The 17,769-nt window shown below is 44.9% G+C and carries 11 protein-coding genes and 1 pseudogene; 8 read left to right on the top strand and 4 right to left on the bottom strand.

What is annotated here, in order from left to right:
- Together QVL57_RS02520 and QVL57_RS02515 are read right to left on the bottom strand one after the other, a co-directional pair.
- On the bottom strand, positions 1 to 1,704 hold the full coding sequence (locus QVL57_RS02520; protein WP_290077253.1) for a ribonucleoside-diphosphate reductase subunit alpha: 1,704 nt from the start codon (positions 1,702 to 1,704) through the stop codon (positions 1 to 3).
- A 42-nt stretch (positions 1,705 to 1,746) separates the two neighbouring features.
- Positions 1,747 to 2,712: a ribonucleotide-diphosphate reductase subunit beta gene (locus QVL57_RS02515; RefSeq protein ID WP_290077251.1), complete on the bottom strand. Its 966-nt coding sequence runs from the start codon at positions 2,710 to 2,712 to the stop codon at positions 1,747 to 1,749.
- A 223-nt stretch (positions 2,713 to 2,935) separates the two neighbouring features.
- Here QVL57_RS02515 and QVL57_RS02510 point away from each other — a divergent pair, with 223 nt between their 5' ends.
- From QVL57_RS02510 to QVL57_RS02500, 3 genes and pseudogenes are all read left to right on the top strand, one after another.
- Entirely contained in the window at positions 2,936 to 3,430 is a 495-nt protein-coding gene (locus QVL57_RS02510) for a hypothetical protein (protein WP_290077249.1), read from the top strand.
- A 14-nt stretch (positions 3,431 to 3,444) separates the two neighbouring features.
- A pseudogene (rlmN, locus tag QVL57_RS02505) lies at positions 3,445 to 4,560 on the top strand (23S rRNA (adenine(2503)-C(2))-methyltransferase RlmN); the annotation flags it as partial.
- A gap of 48 nt (positions 4,561 to 4,608) precedes the next feature.
- Positions 4,609 to 5,322, top strand: a complete 714-nt coding sequence (locus tag QVL57_RS02500) for a response regulator transcription factor (RefSeq protein ID WP_290077248.1) — start codon at positions 4,609 to 4,611, stop codon at positions 5,320 to 5,322.
- Positions 5,323 to 5,324: 2 nt separating this feature from the next.
- On the opposite strand, the gene QVL57_RS02495 is transcribed toward QVL57_RS02500, so the two are convergent.
- Positions 5,325 to 7,109 carry an ABC transporter ATP-binding protein gene (locus QVL57_RS02495; RefSeq protein ID WP_290077246.1) on the bottom strand — a complete coding sequence of 595 codons (1,785 nt, stop codon included), beginning with the start codon at positions 7,107 to 7,109 and terminating at the stop codon, positions 5,325 to 5,327.
- 111 nt (positions 7,110 to 7,220) lie between these two features.
- Between QVL57_RS02495 and QVL57_RS02490 the strand changes: the two genes are divergently transcribed.
- Genes QVL57_RS02490 through trxA form a run of 5 tightly spaced genes read left to right on the top strand, consistent with a single transcriptional unit; the run spans position 7,221 to position 16,464 of the window.
- Entirely contained in the window at positions 7,221 to 9,335 is a 2,115-nt protein-coding gene (locus QVL57_RS02490; RefSeq protein ID WP_290077244.1) for a PAS domain-containing sensor histidine kinase, read from the top strand.
- Complete coding sequence (tsaE, locus tag QVL57_RS02485; RefSeq protein ID WP_290077243.1) at positions 9,325 to 9,822, top strand: tRNA (adenosine(37)-N6)-threonylcarbamoyltransferase complex ATPase subunit type 1 TsaE; 498 nt, start codon at positions 9,325 to 9,327, stop codon at positions 9,820 to 9,822. Before QVL57_RS02490 ends, tsaE begins: the two co-directional genes overlap by 11 nt.
- On the top strand, positions 9,812 to 12,829 hold the full coding sequence (gene addB, locus QVL57_RS02480; protein ID WP_290077241.1) for a double-strand break repair protein AddB: 3,018 nt from the start codon (positions 9,812 to 9,814) through the stop codon (positions 12,827 to 12,829). The genes tsaE and addB overlap by 11 nt, the downstream gene beginning before the upstream one ends.
- The gene (locus QVL57_RS02475) at positions 12,830 to 16,144 is read left to right on the top strand and encodes a UvrD-helicase domain-containing protein (protein ID WP_290077240.1); all 3,315 of its coding nucleotides are present in this window, start codon (positions 12,830 to 12,832) and stop codon (positions 16,142 to 16,144) included.
- Complete coding sequence (gene trxA / locus QVL57_RS02470; protein ID WP_290077375.1) at positions 16,141 to 16,464, top strand: thioredoxin; 324 nt, start codon at positions 16,141 to 16,143, stop codon at positions 16,462 to 16,464. The genes QVL57_RS02475 and trxA overlap by 4 nt, the downstream gene beginning before the upstream one ends.
- Here trxA and QVL57_RS02465 read toward each other — a convergent pair whose 3' ends face one another.
- Positions 16,465 to 17,766 carry a folylpolyglutamate synthase/dihydrofolate synthase family protein gene (locus QVL57_RS02465; protein ID WP_290077238.1) on the bottom strand — a complete coding sequence of 434 codons (1,302 nt, stop codon included), beginning with the start codon at positions 17,764 to 17,766 and terminating at the stop codon, positions 16,465 to 16,467. It lies immediately after the preceding gene.
- Between the last annotated feature and the right edge of the window lie 3 nt (positions 17,767 to 17,769).

Raw genomic sequence — 17,769 nt, 5'->3', positions numbered from 1 at the left:
TTAAGCTTCGCATTCAATACAGAGATTGCCGCGGGCTAGCTCCTGTGCTGCATTCAGACCTTTGTGGTAGTAAAGAGATTTGATACCACTTTGCCATGCTTGCTTTATTAACTCAAAATTATGCTTTTTGGTTTCATTTGGCGAAATTTTAATGTTAAGCGACTGGCCTTGATCGATGTATTTTTGCCGGTCAGCGGCTTGTTTTAGGATTTCAAACGGGTCAATTTCTATAAAGGTGCGAAAGATTTTTTTCTCAAGATAGCTTAAAAACTCCAAATGTTGCACCGATCCGGCTCGTTGTAGGATAGAAAGCCAGGTGGCTTTGTCATTTTTGCCTTTTGCTATTAATAATTGCTCTAAAATCAGATTCTTTTGGGTAAAGACACCTTTGGCATTATCATTTTCAAAATAATTTGCTTCCCATGGTTCAATAGAGGGCGAAATTTGCCCCAAAATGATAGAAGAGCTGGTGGTGGGGGCAATAGCATTTAGACATAAATGTCTTTTGCCATAGCCGATTAGACCTTCTGGCTCGCCATATTCTTGCGCCATTATACTAGAGGCTTCGTGTGATTTGCGGGCGATATGTTCGTGAATGGCTATATTCGCTTCGCGCGCTTCCGCACTTTCAAATGGGATGTTTTTGGCTTGTAGGTAAGAGTGATAGCCCAAAGTGCCAAGCCCAATTGCACGCCATCTGGTGGCGAATTTATGGGCGCGTTGCATAAAGAGCATGTCTTTGGTTTTGTCTATATATTCTGTCATGATAGCGTCTAGGAAATAGATCATTTCCTCTATCAAGCTGGTATCACGCCATTCGTCAAAAAATAAAACATTTACCGAAGAAAGATTGCAAACAAAGCTTTCATCTACACCAGAAGGTAGCATGATTTCTGCGCATAGATTAGAAGCATGGATAGGAATATTCTTGTCTTTTAATACTTGCGGACGTGCTCTATTAACTGTGTCGCTAAAGAAGATATATGGATAGCCACAAGCGCGGCGGCGATTAATCAGCTTGGCCATTATTAGCCGCTTTTCGCCGCCTTTTTCCTCGGCCAGCATTTCCTGCATCCATTTGTCGCTAATGCAAACGCCAAAGGAAAGATGTTGAATCGGATGATGCACGCCGTCGGTAATAGAACGAATCATTAGCCAGTCATTAATATCTGGATGATCGATATCTAACCAAATGGCGCAATTGCCACGTCTTACATTAGATTGCGAGATTACCGAAACGGTTTCTTGCAATAATCTGGCAAAATGCACCGGGCCCTGGCTTTTGCCTCCGCCTGATATTTTTGTGCCTTGTGGGCGTAATTTACCCATATAGCACGAGGTGCCAGCGCCTAGTTTTGTCATCATTCCGATTTCGGCATTGGCGTATAAAATATCTTCCATTGTGTCGTCCATAAAGGAGCCGTTGCAAGAGATGGGCAAGCCACGCCCCAAGCCGAAATTGGACCAAACAGGTGAAGATGGCGAAACCCAGCCCCGGCGCAAGCCTAGGCGTACACTGGGCAATTTACGCCCCAAAATTTGCTCGGCATGGTCTACTAGACTAGTTGCACGCTTGATTGCCGCTTGCTTTATATCTGTGTCGTCTTCATCTAGCTTTAGATATCCGCGCGATAATGTGGTAAGGGCAACTTCATTAAGCCATTCCCAATCTTCTCGCTTGCTTAAATTTTCTAGGTAATGCATGTTTAACCTTATAGTGCTTGTGTTTAATTCTATAATAGATAATTAAAAATCGTCTTCGTCGCTGCTATCTGCTTGCGTATAGGTGATGGGCTCGCCATGGAAAAAATCTACTTTAGGCGGAGCCAGCAACCCTTCTGTCATCCAAAATGTTTCTGTCTCTAGCTCGCTATCTATCGTAAATAATGGCGCATAGCCTACACCAACCAAGCTTTCATTTAGCCGCATAGCTACAAAAGTTTTTAATATATCCTTATTCAAATGTGGCTTGCTATAATCGCCTAGCATCCAGTCAACTAGCTTGCATTCGGCCTTATACGCTTCGAAACATTCTTCTTTAACTTTATCTTCTAAATCCTTGTCGAAATATTGTGGATATTCTTGGCGCAAGGTGTTTATGAGCCTCATCCCTACTTGCGCGTGCAACAACTCTTCATTACGCGTATATTTTACCTGCTGAGCAGCATCTTTTAACTGATTCTGAAATCTATTGAACCATAATATTATATAAAATTGGCTAAAAAGACTAACATTTTCTGTAAAAAGTGTGAACAATATTAATGAATATATGTATTGTTTTTTGTCATCGCCATAGATTTTTTCATTATGTTTGGTAAGATATTTTAATCTACCGCTCAGCGCGGGAACACTCAAATTTTCTTCAAAAATATTTGACATGCCAAGGCAATCTAGCAGCTTTTCATAAGCGTCATTGTGAATTTCTTCTACATGCGCCATAACCATGCCCATACTGTCGATAGAGGGGTGGGGCAGATTGTCGCCAAGCCGAGCCCAGAATTTTTTAACCTGCACTTCTATCTGTGCTATAGCAGCCAAGCAGCGCGAAACAATCTGGCGCTCTTGCTCGTTCATCTCTATGCGAAAATCATTGACATCGCTGTTAAAGGTGAATTTTCTAGCGTTCCAAAATCCGTCCCACATGGCCTGAATAAAATCCTTGGTCCAAGGGTAATGATTCGGTTTGCGCGCGATCTGTTTGTCAAATAGCATCCTAGTCCCACCTTACGTTTTTGGGGTAAAATTGAGTAAATTTTAATAAATTCTTTACTATTTAATAGCACTAAAACATTTAAAAATACAACAAGAAAATTATTGTAAATCTATCTTGACTCTTTTATACTAATTTGGAACAAATCGGATAAATATAGGGGATAGAGGGCTATTTGTGCCAAAAAAAACTTCCATAATAATATTTTTTCTAGGCGCTTATTTTATGACGTCTTGTTATGCGACAAATGCGCATAAACCACAGCGCATTGCTGGTTTTGTTAATTGGGCGGTCTATAAATATCAGATTCATGGCCATGATGTTTGCTATGCGCTTTCTGTGCCGCGACGGGCGATGCCAGTTACCGCGCATCATGGCAAGGTTTATTTTCTAGTTAGCCGTCGGCCTAATGCCAAATTGGCTAATGGTTTTGAACCACAATTTCTGGCGGGCTATAATCTAAAGCCCGGTACTCAGCTTGTTGTAAATGTTATAACTAAAGGTAAAAAAAGCCGAGATTTTCATATGTATGTGCGTGGTAAAACCGCTTGGGTTAAGCGCAATACAGACGAGCAGCAATTAGTAGCACAGATGAAAACCGGCGCTATATTGAATATAGAGGCGCAATCTGCGCATGGTACCAAAACCAGCTATAGCTATTTATTAGAGGGCTTGGGCCAAGCGCTGGAAGTGCTAGGCAAATGTAGCGAAAACTTATGAAAGTAAATATAGAGCTTATAGGGTTAGATCGTACACAGATAGCAGAGCACTTACAACTATTGGGGGTGCCTGATGGTCAAATAAAAATGCGTGTGACGCAATTATGGCATTGGCTTTATGTGCGCGGCGCGCGCAGCTTTGCGCAAATGTTTAATATCTCTGCGGAGCTGCGCTCTAGCTTGGCTGAATATTTTACCATCACTTATCCAGAAATTGTTGAAGATCAGCTTTCAATAGATGGCACGCGAAAATGGTTGCTGCGCTTTGCCAGTGTGGACCCGCGTATTAAGAATCATGTCGAGGTTGAAACTGTCTATATCCCGCAGGAGGATCGGGGCACTTTATGCATTTCCTCGCAGGTTGGCTGTACGCTAAATTGCAGTTTTTGCCATACTGGCACACAGGCTCTAGTGCGTAATTTAACTGCGCATGAGATTCTAGCACAATTATTGCTGGCGCGTGAGTTGCTGGGCGACTTTCCCGGGGGTAGTGTGCCGATGGGGGCGATTGTGCCTAGCCAAGGGCGGCGCATTAGTAATATTGTGATGATGGGTATGGGCGAGCCGCTGTATAATTTTGACAATGTTAAGCAAGCCTTGCTTATAGCTAGTGACGGCGATGGTTTGTCGCTTTCGCGCCGGCGTATAACACTTTCTACCTCGGGCGTGGTGCCGATGATAGCGCCAGCGGGGGCAGAAATTGGCGTGATGCTAGCCATATCTTTGCACGGCGTAAGCGACGAGGTGCGCGATAAATTGGTGCCTATAAATAAAAAATATCCGATAGCGCAATTATTAGAGGCTTGTCGTAATTATCCGGGGCTTAGCAATGCAAAGCGTATAACTTTTGAATATGTTATGCTTAAGGATGTTAATGATTCGGTGGCGGATGCTAAAAAACTGGTGAATCTGCTGAAAAATATACCAGCAAAAATTAATTTAATACCTTTTAATCCATGGCCGGGCAGTCCTTATGAATGTTCAGATCCGCAGCAAATAGAGCTATTTGCGCAGGTGATTAGCCGGGGTGGCTATGCCTCGCCAATAAGGGCGCCGCGGGGCCAGGATATTTTTGCCGCTTGTGGGCAGCTAAAATCTGCCTCACAAAAACTAAGAGCTTCGCAAATTTAAGGCATTAATATGTTAATTAAAGGATTTCTAGTTGGGGATTAGGGTAGAATGGCAAAGAGGGTTAATCTAGCGTTATTGGGGTCTAATGCCGCGGCATTAGATCCGCTAAGAATGACATTAGAAGGTGTTGAATGGGAAGTTTCTACTTATACCGATAGCGCAATATTGCTAGAAGATTTGGTAGAAATGCTTATAGATATGGTAGTGTATTTTGATGATTCGGTAGACCTTAATATGGATATTATTGGGCCATTGCGGCGCGTTTCAACAGTGCCCTTGGTGGTTATAACGACCAAAACTGACGAGATGGATGAAGTTTTGATGCTAAAATTGGGTGTAGATATGGTGGTAACTCTGCCCTATGCCCAGCGTCTATTGCTAGAGCGCATAAATGCGGTGTTGCGCCGGGTGAAATATGAGCAAGAAAAATGTAATGGTGTTTTAAATGCCGCTGATGATGAAATTATACAGCGTGGCGCGCTATTGTTAGACAAAGCACGCTATTTGTGTAAGTGGAAAGGCCAAGAGGTAGCGCTAACCACTTTGGAATTTGCGCTGATTAGCGCTTTGGCTAGGCGGCCGGGTATAGTAAAAACGCGTGATGCCTTGCTTACCGAGATTCATACTGACGACCCCTATGTCGAAGACCGGGCCATAGATAGCCTTATTAAACGCCTGCGGTATAAATTTAAGCAAGTTGATGAGAATTTTGAAAATGTAGAAACGGTTTATGGTGCTGGCTATCGTTATAATCTTGAATAGCCCTAGGCGCTTTCGGCCATAGCTATTTTAAACTGTGCGGCGTGTAGTTGCTTGAATAAGCCGTCTTCTTGTGCTAGCAATTCTGCTTTGGTGCCTTGCTCTACGATTCTGCCTCGATCAAGCACGATGATATTATCGGCTTTTGCGATAGTACTAAAGCGATGAGCTATGGCTATTACCGTATGTTGCTTGACCATTTCGCTTAGGGTTTGTACCACCAGGCGCTCGGATAAAGCGTCTAGTGCCGAGGTTGCCTCATCTACCAATATAATCTCGCCCTGATGTAATATAGCCCGCGCCAAGGCTATGCGCTGTGCTTGCCCGCCCGAAAGGCTTCTGGCATTATCCACCAGCATTGTTTCATATTGCTCTGGTAGGTTCATAATAAATTCATGGGCGCCAGCTTGCTTTGCTGCGGTGATAATTTCGGCCATACTAGCTTGGGGTCGCCCTAGGCCGATATTATATTTGATGTCACCATGAAAAAGAAAAACATCTTGGCCAACATAAGCTATTTTTTGTCGCAACGAAGCAAAGCTAGCTTCTTTTATATCTTGGCCATTTATTAAAATCTGACCAGAATTAGGATCATAAAGCCGTAATAATAAATTCACAAGGGTCGATTTGCCAGAGCCAGAGGGCCCAACTATAGCGGTTAGAGAGTTTTTTGGAATTTTTATATTAATATCATGCAATACCAGGGCAGAGCTAGGGCCATAGGCAAAATCTACTGCTTTTAGCTCAATGGCGGGACTATTTGCTGTAATCATAGGAATCGCTGTGGCCTTGGCCGACTGCGCCAGGGCCACTGGCTCGTCTAATATATTAAACATCACGCGTACACCAGTTAGCTGCGCAGTTAAATTGCCAGCACTGTTTGCCAGGCGTTTTGCGGGCTCGTAAGCTAGCAATACGGCCGTTATAAAGGCCATTAAATCCCCCGGCGTGCCATGATTCTGCAATACTAAATAGCCGCTTATGGCAACAACCAAAGCAATGGTAAAGCCAGCCATGGTTTCCATTACTGGGCTGGTAAGGGCACGTAGCTTGGCGATTCTATTAGATTTATTTTCTACGGCTAGAATCGCTTCATCCATGCGCGCTACCATTAGTTTTTCTAGGCCAAAAGCCTTTATAACCCTTATGCCTCGCGTGGTTTCTTGCATTACTTGGATGATTTGGCTGAAATAGGCCATTTCATCGGCGGCCAGCTGGCGGATTTTTTCTAGCCCTTTGCGCACCAGGCCATAGATGGCTGGGCCCAAAATTATGGCAATCAGGCTTAGCAGATAATTGCTATATATCATTACCACGATTAAGGCTAGCAAAGTTAGTAAATCGCGAATATAGCTAGAAATTAGCAAATCGATTACCCCGCGCGCTTGCGCAGCGCTGGTGGTTACGCGCATTATTAGGTCTGCACCGATATTTTTGTGAAAAAACGAAGCGTCTTGATTCACAATTTTAGCATATATTTTGCTCTGCTGAGCGGCAATAACGCGGTTGCCAGCGCGGCTTAAATAATAAAGCTGAAAATAACTGGCCAGGCCTTTTACAACAAAAATCGCTACAACGCCAGAAGCAACAGTCACAATATGCTTCAATTTAGGAACCAGCAGCAAATCATTGATAATATGACGCATCATCCAAGCGCTCAGCGCGGTAGTGCCCGCAATAACCACCATACTGATTATGGCTTTGAGGTATAAAGCTAAATTGGCGCCCACATTTTCGCTAAATAATCGTAGTAATAGTTTTCGGTCTTCTTTTGCTAAACGCGCTGACATTTATAATCCTTCACAAATCTGTAGCTATATTTTACCATATACATCCTGCGACGCAAGCTTATACTTGCGTCTAGTATTGCTATATGCTAGTTTTTGCATAGAGGTAATTGAATGCATATAGATTCACAACAGGCCGTGCTTGCTGTGCTGGTGGGCTTTATTGGCGTTATAGTTTTGGCAGGGGTAAGCTTATATCTTTTGCGCCAGTTGCAAATAGCACAAAAATCCATGCGTAATTGGCGCGCTGCATTGCAAGCAGTAGGCGCCGAGCTGTATGTTTTTGACCATGTCTTGGCCAAACCGCAAGCTTTGGTTGGGCAAACAACAGAGCTGGTTGAGATTATGCAAAATACTGCTTTGGTAAAAGAGCCATTGCAGCAGTTGCTAGAGGCAGGGTATGAATTTGAAACAACAGCGCGGCTTGTAGATAAGCAAATGCGTATAAAGGGCGGTATTCAAGGCGGGCGAGCTTTTGTGCTAGCGCTAGAAATGCTGCATAATGTTGATGATTCTTTTGATGCATTAGATGATTTACCAGTCTTGGCCTATATTCTTAATGAATCTGACGAGTTGATTTATGCAAATCGGCCATATAAAGCCGCTATGCAGGGTGAGATGCGGGCGATTTTTACGCCCAAGCAAATAGAGCTGGGCCACGCCATTGTTACCCTAGGCGGGGCACGCTTAGCTGTTAGCCTGCATAAAATCGAGCTAGATAAGCGATATAATTTAGTCGCGGCTTTTGACATTAGTGCACAGCGCGAGCTAGAGGCGCAGATTAAAGAATTAGAAGAAAGCTATCACCAAGTTTTGGAATTGTTGCCCAGCGGCATTGCTTTGTTTAATCGGCAGCAAAAATTGATATTTTTTAACCAATCCTTTGTGCAATTATTTGACTTTGAAATCACCTTTTTAGAAAGCAAACCTTCGCATAGCAAAATTTTGGAATATTTGCGTGACCATAACCAGCTAGCGCCAATAGAAAATTGGCAAAGCTGGCAAGAAGAGCTGCTGAGTTGCTATCATTCACTAGATATGCAGCATCATATGTGGAATCTGCCAAATGGTAAAAAAATACAAATCACAGCGCAGCCCCAGGGTTTGGGCGGCACCTGTTGGATTCTAGAAAATTTAACTAGCCAGCTAGAGCTACAAGCTCGCTATGACGGGCTGATTAGACGCCAAGGCGAAACCTTGGATAATCTGCTAGAGGGTGTTGCTCTCTTTGGCGAAGATGGCCGAATTGTGCTTTCAAATCCTGCTTTTACCAAATTATGGGGGCTCGATTTACGCTATGGCATGCAGGGCTTGCATATTAATGATTTAGAGCCAGTTTATGCAAAAGCCCTAACTAAAGAAGCGGTGTACAGCTTGCCCCGCTTAATCAGCGGCCTGGCCACGATGCCAACCAGCCGTATTTTGCAACGCGGTCAGCTAGATTTAAAAAATGGCGATGTGTTAGAATATTCAATTTGCCCATTGCCGCTAGGCCAAAGCATGCTGCGCTTTGTTGATGTTACAGCAAAGATGCGTGTGGCGCGGGCTTTGTCGGACAGAAATGATGTTTTGCTAAAGCTCGATAAAATACGCAGCGATTTTGTGCATTATATGGGCTATGAATTACGCACGCCGCTTACGAGTATCATCGGCTTTACGCAATTGATTAAGCTCAAGGGAGTTAATGGCTTGGCCCTAGACCAACAACAATATCTAGATGATGTTGAGTTTGAAGCGGGACGCCTGCAGGTAACCTTGGATGACACGATAGATTTGGTGAATTTAAATGATGGTACTATTAAGTTAGAGAATGAGGCTTTGGATATTGCGCTTATTTGCCATGCGGCGCAAGAAAAGGCCGGGCAGCGTTTGGCTTCGAATTCGCTGAGCTGTGATTTTGAACTGCCGCAATTACCACATCGTTTTTATGGCGACGCCAAGCGGCTAACACAGTTGTTAACTAGTATTTTGCGCTATATCTCGCTTTATGCGCCAAGCGGCGAGCAGATTAAGGTAAAAATTATGGCCCATGATTCGTCATGGAGTTTTACTTTTTATACTAGTGCCGCATTGCCTTTTAATGTCGAGGATGCAGCCCCGTTTAGCCGTATTGATTTGTCTTTAGCGCGCAGCTTGCTAGAGCTATTAAAGGGTAAAATTAGCTTTAAGCAAGCCACTGGCCAAAGCATTATAACAGCGCAGGTGCCCTTAAAAAAGCATGATGCATAGAAAAAGCTTTACCTTAATCAGCGCAGAGCAAACCACCGCCATGGCGATAGCCCTAGCTGGCGCGCTGCAAGGCGGCGAATTTATTAGTCTTTGCGGCGAGTTAGGCACGGGTAAATCTCACTTTGCACGAGCTGCTATACGAGCCCTGGTCGCCGATCCAGAGCTAGAAGTACCTAGCCCCAGTTTTACGCTAGTGCAGTCTTACATTGGCCAAAACTCCATAGCTATTCATCACTGCGATTTATATCGTCTTGGCCAAGCGCAAGAGATTTTTGAGCTGGGTTTAGAACCAATAATCGCTTCTAGCTTGAGCAATAATGCAGAATCTGCTATTTATTTTGTAGAATGGCCGCAAGTGGCAGCACAGCAATTGCGCAAGGCAGAGCTAGAGCTTGAGTTTACCTTCACAGCGGCAACACAAAAGCGCAAATTGCATGCTTCTGGTAGTGCGGCCTTGATACAGGCATTAAGCAATTATGAGAGTTAAAGCAAATATTTTTTCCTGCGCTTCTGGGGTTAATTTTTTAGAAAATTTTGTATCTAGCCTATATCAGGGCGAAATTTTGCCCCAGTTAAATCTGCAAGATTTAAGCAGGTTAGAGATTCTGGTGCCAACAAAGCGTGCGGCACGTAGTCTCAAGCAGTGCTTTTTGCAATATGCGCAGCGCACGGTGATTTTGCCCCAAATTAACTCTTTTTCCGAAATAGATAATTTGGCCAGTTATGGCATTTTAGATGATGCGGCACGGCAACAAGCTAACCAGCCAATCATCAACGCTACGGCGCGTATTTTGCTGCTGGCACAGCTGGTGCAGCAATGGCAACAAGCCAGCCTTTATCCGGGGCTTAATGCGGCGAATCCGATTTGGCTGGCGCATGAATTGGCGCAATTGATAGATGAGGCCGCTTTATATGCCATAGATTGGCAAGAGCTAGAAAAATTGGGCCAGGATCTGGCTGCCAATTTAAGCGAATGGTGGTTGCTGAGCCATGATTTTTTAAAAATCGTAACGCAATATTGGCCAGAGATTTTACGCTCAAAGCAAAATTTAGATATTGGCGCCGCAAGGTGGCTGCAATTTTATAATAAAGCGCAATTGGTAAGGCAGCAGCAAACACCGATAATTGCACTGGGCTCTAGCGGCGCTGTACCTAGCGTGGCGTTGCTGCTAGAGGCTATTGCAGAGAGTAAAAATGGTGCCATAATCTTGCCCGGCTTAGATCGCGATTTAAGCCCGCAAATATGGGAATCTTTTGCCGATTATAAAAATAACCCCACTCTATATAGTCAAGCGCAGTTTCATTATTATCATTTGTTAAAAAGATTGAAAATTCAGCGCTCAGAAGTAAAATATATAGGCCAAGCAGCGTCACAGCTGCGTCACAGAGAGTTTTATATAGCAAAAGCTTTTATGCCAGCCAGTGCGTCAATGGAATGGGCAGATTTACCGCGCGAGCATATGGCCCAAGCTTTTGCCGATGTTGCCTTGGTAGAGGCGCATTCCGCACAAGAAGAAGCAACAGCCATTGCCATAGGCTTAAGAATCGCTGCGCAACAGCCAGAAAAAACCGCAGCTTTTGTTACTGGCGACAGAAATTTGGCGCGCCGGGTTAGTAGCGAGTTGGCGCGCTTTGGCATTAAGGCGAATGATTCGGGCCAGCAGCCGCTGCTATCGCTGCCGCAAATGCAGCTGATGCAGCTGATTCTACAGAGCTGCGCCAGCAATGATATAAATATTTTACTGTCTGTGCTTAAGCATGTTTTGGCACGTCTCGGCTATACAGCTGCGCAATTGCGAGAATTGGTAGAGCTATATGAGGTTTATCGTCTGCGCGGGGCTGTTCTGCGCTTTTCTCTGTTGGAGTTAGCGCGGCTAGAGCAGCAAATGCATAGCCAATGGCTAGACCAAGAATCAGGCGAAAATTTAGATTATAATGAGGAAATAGCGCAAAAATTACAGCAATTAGTTAGCCGAATCGACAATGCCATTGCGCCTTTAAGAAATATTTTGGCCGCCGAATCAATAAGCCTTAGCCAAGCTTGTGCGGCTTTGCTAAGTTGCTTTGAAAATTTTGGCCGGCAGAATGACGGTTCGATAGCTCATTTATATGAAGGCACGGCAGGGCGCGGTATTATCAATTTTTTTCAGGAAATTGCCGATAGTGGTGTGGATTACTATTTTGCAGGTAAAGATTTTGCGCAAATCCTTACCGCCCTAGCGGCTAATGTAAATATCGAGCCCAATCCAGCCCAGAGCAATATTTATATTTGGGGTATGCTAGAGGCGCGATTGCAATATGCAGATTTGCTGATAATAGGCGGGTTGAATGAAGGTAGTTTGCCCAAAATTCCTGCTACTTCGCCCTTTATGTCGCGGTTAATGAGCGTGCGGCTGGGTCTGGCGCCGCCAGAGGCGGCCATTGGCGCCACTGCTTTAGATTTACAGATGCTATTTGGCGCGCCAAAGCTGATTTTGACGCGTAGCATGAATGTTGATGGCGAGGCTCAAGTAGCCTCGCGTTGGTTGCAGCGCCTGCAAATAATAATCGGGCCAGATTTGTCGGGCCAATTATTGCAGCGCGGTGCCGAATATCTGCAATTGGCTTCAAGACTAGACGAAGCACCGCCGAGCCAGCCAATACAGCGGCCAGCACCAAAGCCGCCGCTGGATTTGCGCCCGCAGCGCTTTAGCATCAGCGATATTGCCCGGCTGCAAAGTGACCCCTATAGTATTTATGCTAAAAAAATATTGCGGTTACGTGCGCTGCAGCCCTTGGTGCGCGAGGCTCAATATCGGGAAAAAGGCAGTCTGTACCATGAGATATTGGCAAAATTCATAGGCGGGCAAGAAGATCGTTTAAATATTGAAGAGTTAGAGCAAATTGCGAATCAGGAATTTGCCGCTCTGGCTTTACCATCAGATACAGAGCTAATGTGGCGATGTGACTTTGAGCAAACGACGATGCATTATATGGAGTTTGAAAAAAAACGTAAAATTCTGCATAGCTATGTAGAGCATGCTAGTCACCCGGTTGCAATTGGGCAGACAGGGGCCACCCTTCACGGGCGGGCCGACCGCATTGATATTCGCCGTGAGTCAGATGGCAGGTTAGTTGCCGATATCATAGATTATAAAACTGGCGAGTTACCCACCTCAAAGTCGATTGAGAATCTAGAGAATCTGCAGCTTTTGCTCGAGGCAGGCTTATTGCTGCGCGGTGGCTTTGGCCTAGAGCATAAATGCGAACTGGGGCAGCTCATCTATGTGCGCTTGCACCGGGAAGATTTTAAAGATTTGGTGATAGTGCAAACTAGCAAACCAGGCGAAGCAGAGCCATTAGTCGAAAAAGCTTGGAATGATGCTGGAAATTTGATTGATTCCTATCAAAATATCGAGCAAAGCTATATTGCGTATAAAACCATCTTATCGAATCGCGAAAAAGATTGGTCAGAATTTTATCATCTCTCGCGTTATGAAGAATGGGCCAGATAAATGGCTGAATTAGTAATCCCCCCTCAAGCTATTGCTGCTACGAATCAAGCCACCAAGCCGCTTTATAACGTCTGGGTCAGTGCCAATGCGGGCTCTGGCAAGACGCATGTTTTAACCCTGCGGGTGATAAGGCTGCTGCTAGCTGGTGTTGAACCTAGCAAGATTCTGTGCCTTACTTATACCAAAGCGGCAGCAAATGTTATGAAGATACGTATCTTTGAGCGGTTGGGTAATTGGGCAATTTTGCCAAATGCCGAATTAGCGCAGGAAATTATGGCCATAGAGGGGCGCGAGCCAAGTGCAGCAGAGCTTGCCCTAGCACGGCAGCTTTTTGCTAGGGCGCAAGACACGCCGGGGGGACTAAAGTTACAAACCATACATGGTTTTTGTGACCTGTTGCTGCATCAATTTTGCCTAGAGGCGAATATTCCATATCATTTTAGTTTAATGGATAAGCAGCAGGTGGCGACGGCCAGGCAGCAAGCGCAGCTTGCGTTGATGCAGTCTGCCATGGCAGAGGGGACTAGCGATGTTGCGCAGGCTTTGCGCTATTTATTATCTGAGCTGGGCGAAAGTGGCATTAGCAGCTTATTTACCGCTGCGGCAGAAAAATACTATCAGATCTGGCCTGCCTTGCGCAAGGCCCAGCGGATGGGCGTTCAAGAATTTTTGCAAACAGCGCTAAAGATAGAAAAGAATCAAGCAGAATTGCTGGCTGATATAGCGGATTTTAGTAATATGCAGCAATTGGTACCATCTTTGGCAGCTCTGGCTGGGGCGGAGGGTTTGCCGCAGAAAATGGCGATAATCGAGAGTATTTTTTATAACAGTAAGGGTGAATTATTTAAGAAGCTTACTAAGCAACCCGAGCTAGAGGAGCTTTGTGCTAAAGCTGTTGTCTGTAGGGACCGCTATCGCGATCTGAAATTATTAGAGCTGAACCAGGCTGTATATGTAGTAACAACGGCATTTTTGCAGAATTATGCCCAGTTTAAGCAGCAGCGCGCTTGGCTAGAATTTTCGGACCTGCTGTACAAAACGGCTTTTTTATTGCGGCGGCAAAACCTAGCCAGTTGGGTGCATTATAAGCTAGACAATGCGATAGACCATATTTTAGTAGACGAGGCGCAAGATACCAGCCCGGTGCAATGGCGCATAGTGCAATTGCTAATGGCCGAATTTTATGCGGGAGCGGGGCAAAAAACTGCTATGCGCTCTAGCTTTGCCGTGGGTGACGAAAAGCAGTCTATCTATAGGTTTCAGGGTGCGGCTCTGCTGGATTTTGCTAAAAATGGTGCGATAATTCAAAAAAAATCTCGCCAGAGCGAAAAGCCGTTTAGCAATGTCAAATTACTCTATTCTTTTCGCTCTACTCAAGCGGTGTTAACAGCAGTAGACCGGGTGTTTAGCTTTATGCCAACGCAACATATAGCGGTGCGCTCTTCAAGCCTTGGCTATGTCGAAATTTGGGAAAATCTGGTGGCCAAGGCGAATGAGAGCCAGGATCTCTTGACAGATGCTACTATTCAGGCCAAGCAATTAAGCGAGTTAATAGCCAACCGTATCGAGCAGCTTATTGCTAGTGGCAGCGCGACCGCAGGGGATATTATAATTTTGGTTCGCAATAGGGTGGGACCATTTTGTGACTATATGCTGCGTGAATTAAAAAATCGGCGTATAGCAGTAGCAGGTCTGGATAAATTGCGGTTGGACGATCATATAGCCATTCGCGATTTATGCGCCTTGGGGCGTTTTGCCCTGCAATCGCGCGATGATTTAGCGCTGGCTGGCTTGTTCAAAAGCCCTTTATTTGGCTTAAGCGAGCAGGATTTATTTCGGGTTAGTCAATATAAAATTGCGCATAATTCTACGCTTTGGCAGGCCTTGCAAGCGCAGCCAGATTTGCAAGATATGGTTAGCTTATTGCTTAAATATCAAAAATTGGCCTATAGCTTGCCCGTATTTGAGTTTTATAATCATGTGTTAACGGTAGATGAAGGGCGCAAGAAAATCATAGCGCGGCTTGGCTTTGAAGCTAGCGAAGTGTTAGACGAGTTTTTGCGCTTGAGTCTAAAGTTGCAAAATGAAATAGCTCCTGGCTTGCAGAGTTTTTTGGCTGCTTTTGAAACAGAAAAAATCGAGCTAAAACGTGAAGAAGTCGCGAATAACCAACTGCGTCTCTTAACAGTGCATGGAGCAAAGGGGTTAGAGGCGCCGATAGTCTTTCTAGCCGATATAGCAGGGGGGGGCAACACCAACAAAGCTGGCTTTAAAATGCTGCAAAATTCTGTGCCTATTTGGTATGGACGCAAGAAATATCAGACTAATTTGTTGGCGAAGATACTGCAGCAAGAAAAAGCGGAAGAAGAGCAAGAGCATCGCCGGCTGCTCTATGTTGCCATGACGCGAGCGCGGGAATATTTATTTGTTTGCGGAGCCGGCAAAAGCAATGAGCAAAGATGGCACCATATGGTAAGCACTAGCCTTTTGGCAGAGTCCAAAGCGCAGCCAGAGCTAAAGCTGTCTAATGGCGAAAGCTTGGCGGTTTGGCGGTTTGGCGAGGTTGAATCTGATGTGATGATGAAAAAGCAAGCTACGGAAGCTAAAGTTGAGTCTGCTCAAGCATTGTCTCAGAAGCTGGCGCTATTGCGGCAGCCTGTTGCCATTGCACCCTTGGTTGTACCACAGCCGCTTATTGCTAGCGATGCTATGATTTTTGTAGAAAAAGACCGTGCTGCATTGCCAAAAGATCTGTCGCCGATAAGCTTTGCCCCTGCTGTTATGACGCGTGCTACAGCGCGGCAAGTTGGCCTGGCAGCCCATAAATTGCTGCAATATCTACCGCAATTCCCGTGCGAAAAACGGCAGCAATTGGCGCAGGAGTTTTTGGCTGCCCATCGACCACAGCTTGAAAATAGCCAAAAAACCTATATTTTGCATCGAGTATTTGCTTTGTTGAATGACAAATTTTTGCAAGATTTATTTTCGCCAGAGGCACGAGCCGAAATAGCCTTGGCGGGGCAAATTCAGCTGGCTGGCAAGGAATATAATGTAAGCGGGCAGATTGATCGTTTATTAATACAGTCGAATCAGGTGATTTTTGTTGACTATAAAACCGGGCGGCCAGCGCGGCAGACAAATGAGATAGCGGCGGAACATTTGGTGCAAATGGCGCTTTATTATAAATTACTCAACAATATTTATAGTCAACCAATAAGGCCCTTATTGATTTATACCAAGAATTTAAAATATTTTGAATTAGATAGGAATATTTTATATAATGCCCTACGCCAACATTTAGAAAAAAGGATATAGCCATGGTACAAAAATTATCAACAGCAGATTTTGATGCGGCCTTAGCAGATAGCAGCCAGCTTTTGGTGGTAGATTTTTGGGCGCCTTGGTGTGGGCCGTGCAAGATGATAGCCCCGATTTTAGAAGAATTGGCCACGCAAATGGCCGGGCAGGTAAAGATTGCCAAGGTGAATATAGATGAAAATCCGCAATTAGCCACCCAATACGCCATTCGCTCTATACCTGCTTTAATAGCGTTTAAAGACGGCAAAGTTGTAGCAAATATGGTGGGCAGCGGGCCAAAATCTAAATTTGAGGCCTGGATAAAGGGGCTGCTATAATTACAGCCAGGGCGGCGTGTTATTAAGCTTTAAAAATTCGCCTACTAAATGCAATGACCCGGTAACAATTATATTATCCTGGCCGTTGCTTTGGGCCGCTGCTTGTGTGAGTGCTTGCCCAAGGCTGGGTAGCTCGCTGCAGGGGGTAGAAAAGATTGATGCTGCGGCCTGGCATAGAGTTGTTGCCGAGACAGCATTGTGGCTGTCTGTTATTGGTACAAAATAGCTGTGCTTTGCTATATCTTTGAAGCAGCGTAGAAAATTGCTATAATCTTTGGTATCTAGCATGCCCATTATCAGAATTACTTTTTGCTTTTTCTGGGCAAAAAAATTGCTCAGCTCTTGGGCTCCGCCTGCATTATGCGCGCCATCAAGCCAGATGATTGGCCGATTTAACTCTTCATATAATTTGCCACTATTGATTCTTTGCAGCCGGCCTGGCCAATAGCTATTGCGTAAAGCTTTGGCGATGTTAGCTTCGGTAATATCAAGCCCCAATTTGTCAATTGCTTCAATTGCGCTAGCCGCATTTACTAGCTGGTGCTCGCCAGGCAGGCAGGGTTTTGGCAATTGCAACAGCCGATGCTGATTCTGAAAGATCATTTGACCATTTTCGCTATAGCTCATAAAATCCTGGCCATAGAGACTAGTTTTTGCCCTTGCTTGCTCAGCTTGGGCCATTATTACTTCTGATGCTGCTGGAAATAATTGTTGTGAAACGACAAGCTGGCAGCCTGGCTTGATAATTGCCGCTTTTTCAGCTGCTATTGTTGCGATATCGCTGCCTAATATTGTGCAATGGTCAAAGCTTATTGGCGTTATGATGCAGCATGCGGGATGGGGTATGACATTGGTTGCGTCTAGCCGTCCACCCAGGCCAACTTCAAAAATCGTAGCATCGGCTGGCACTCGGCTGAATTCTAGCATGGCACTGGCGGTTAGAATTTCAAACAGAGTTACATCTGGCTCGGCTTGTGCTGTGACTTCTTGCAGCAATTCGCATAGCTGGTCTGTTTCAATCAATTTGCCATTTAGGCGAAAGCGCTCGCGCCAGCTTACCAAATGCGGGGAGCTAAAGACATGGGTGCTATAGCCAGCGGACTCTAACAAAGCTCTGCAAAAGCTGGCTGTTGAGCCCTTGCCATTTGTGCCAGCAATATGTATGGGGCGGGGCAAATTTTCTTGGCAATTGCCCAAGGTTTTTAGTAATTTGCTGATACGGCCTAGCGAAAGATCCCAGCCAGCTGTTCTGGTTTGTAAAATTTGCTTAATAATTTTTTCAAGTTTATCGCCGTGGCACATTAG

Source organism: Bartonella sp. TP, assembly GCF_030406085.1.
In the GTDB taxonomy this organism is placed as follows: domain Bacteria; phylum Pseudomonadota; class Alphaproteobacteria; order Rhizobiales; family Rhizobiaceae; genus CALTWN01.
The sequence above is the reverse complement of the archived record's forward strand: the minus strand, read 5'-3'. Positions and strand labels throughout refer to the sequence as shown.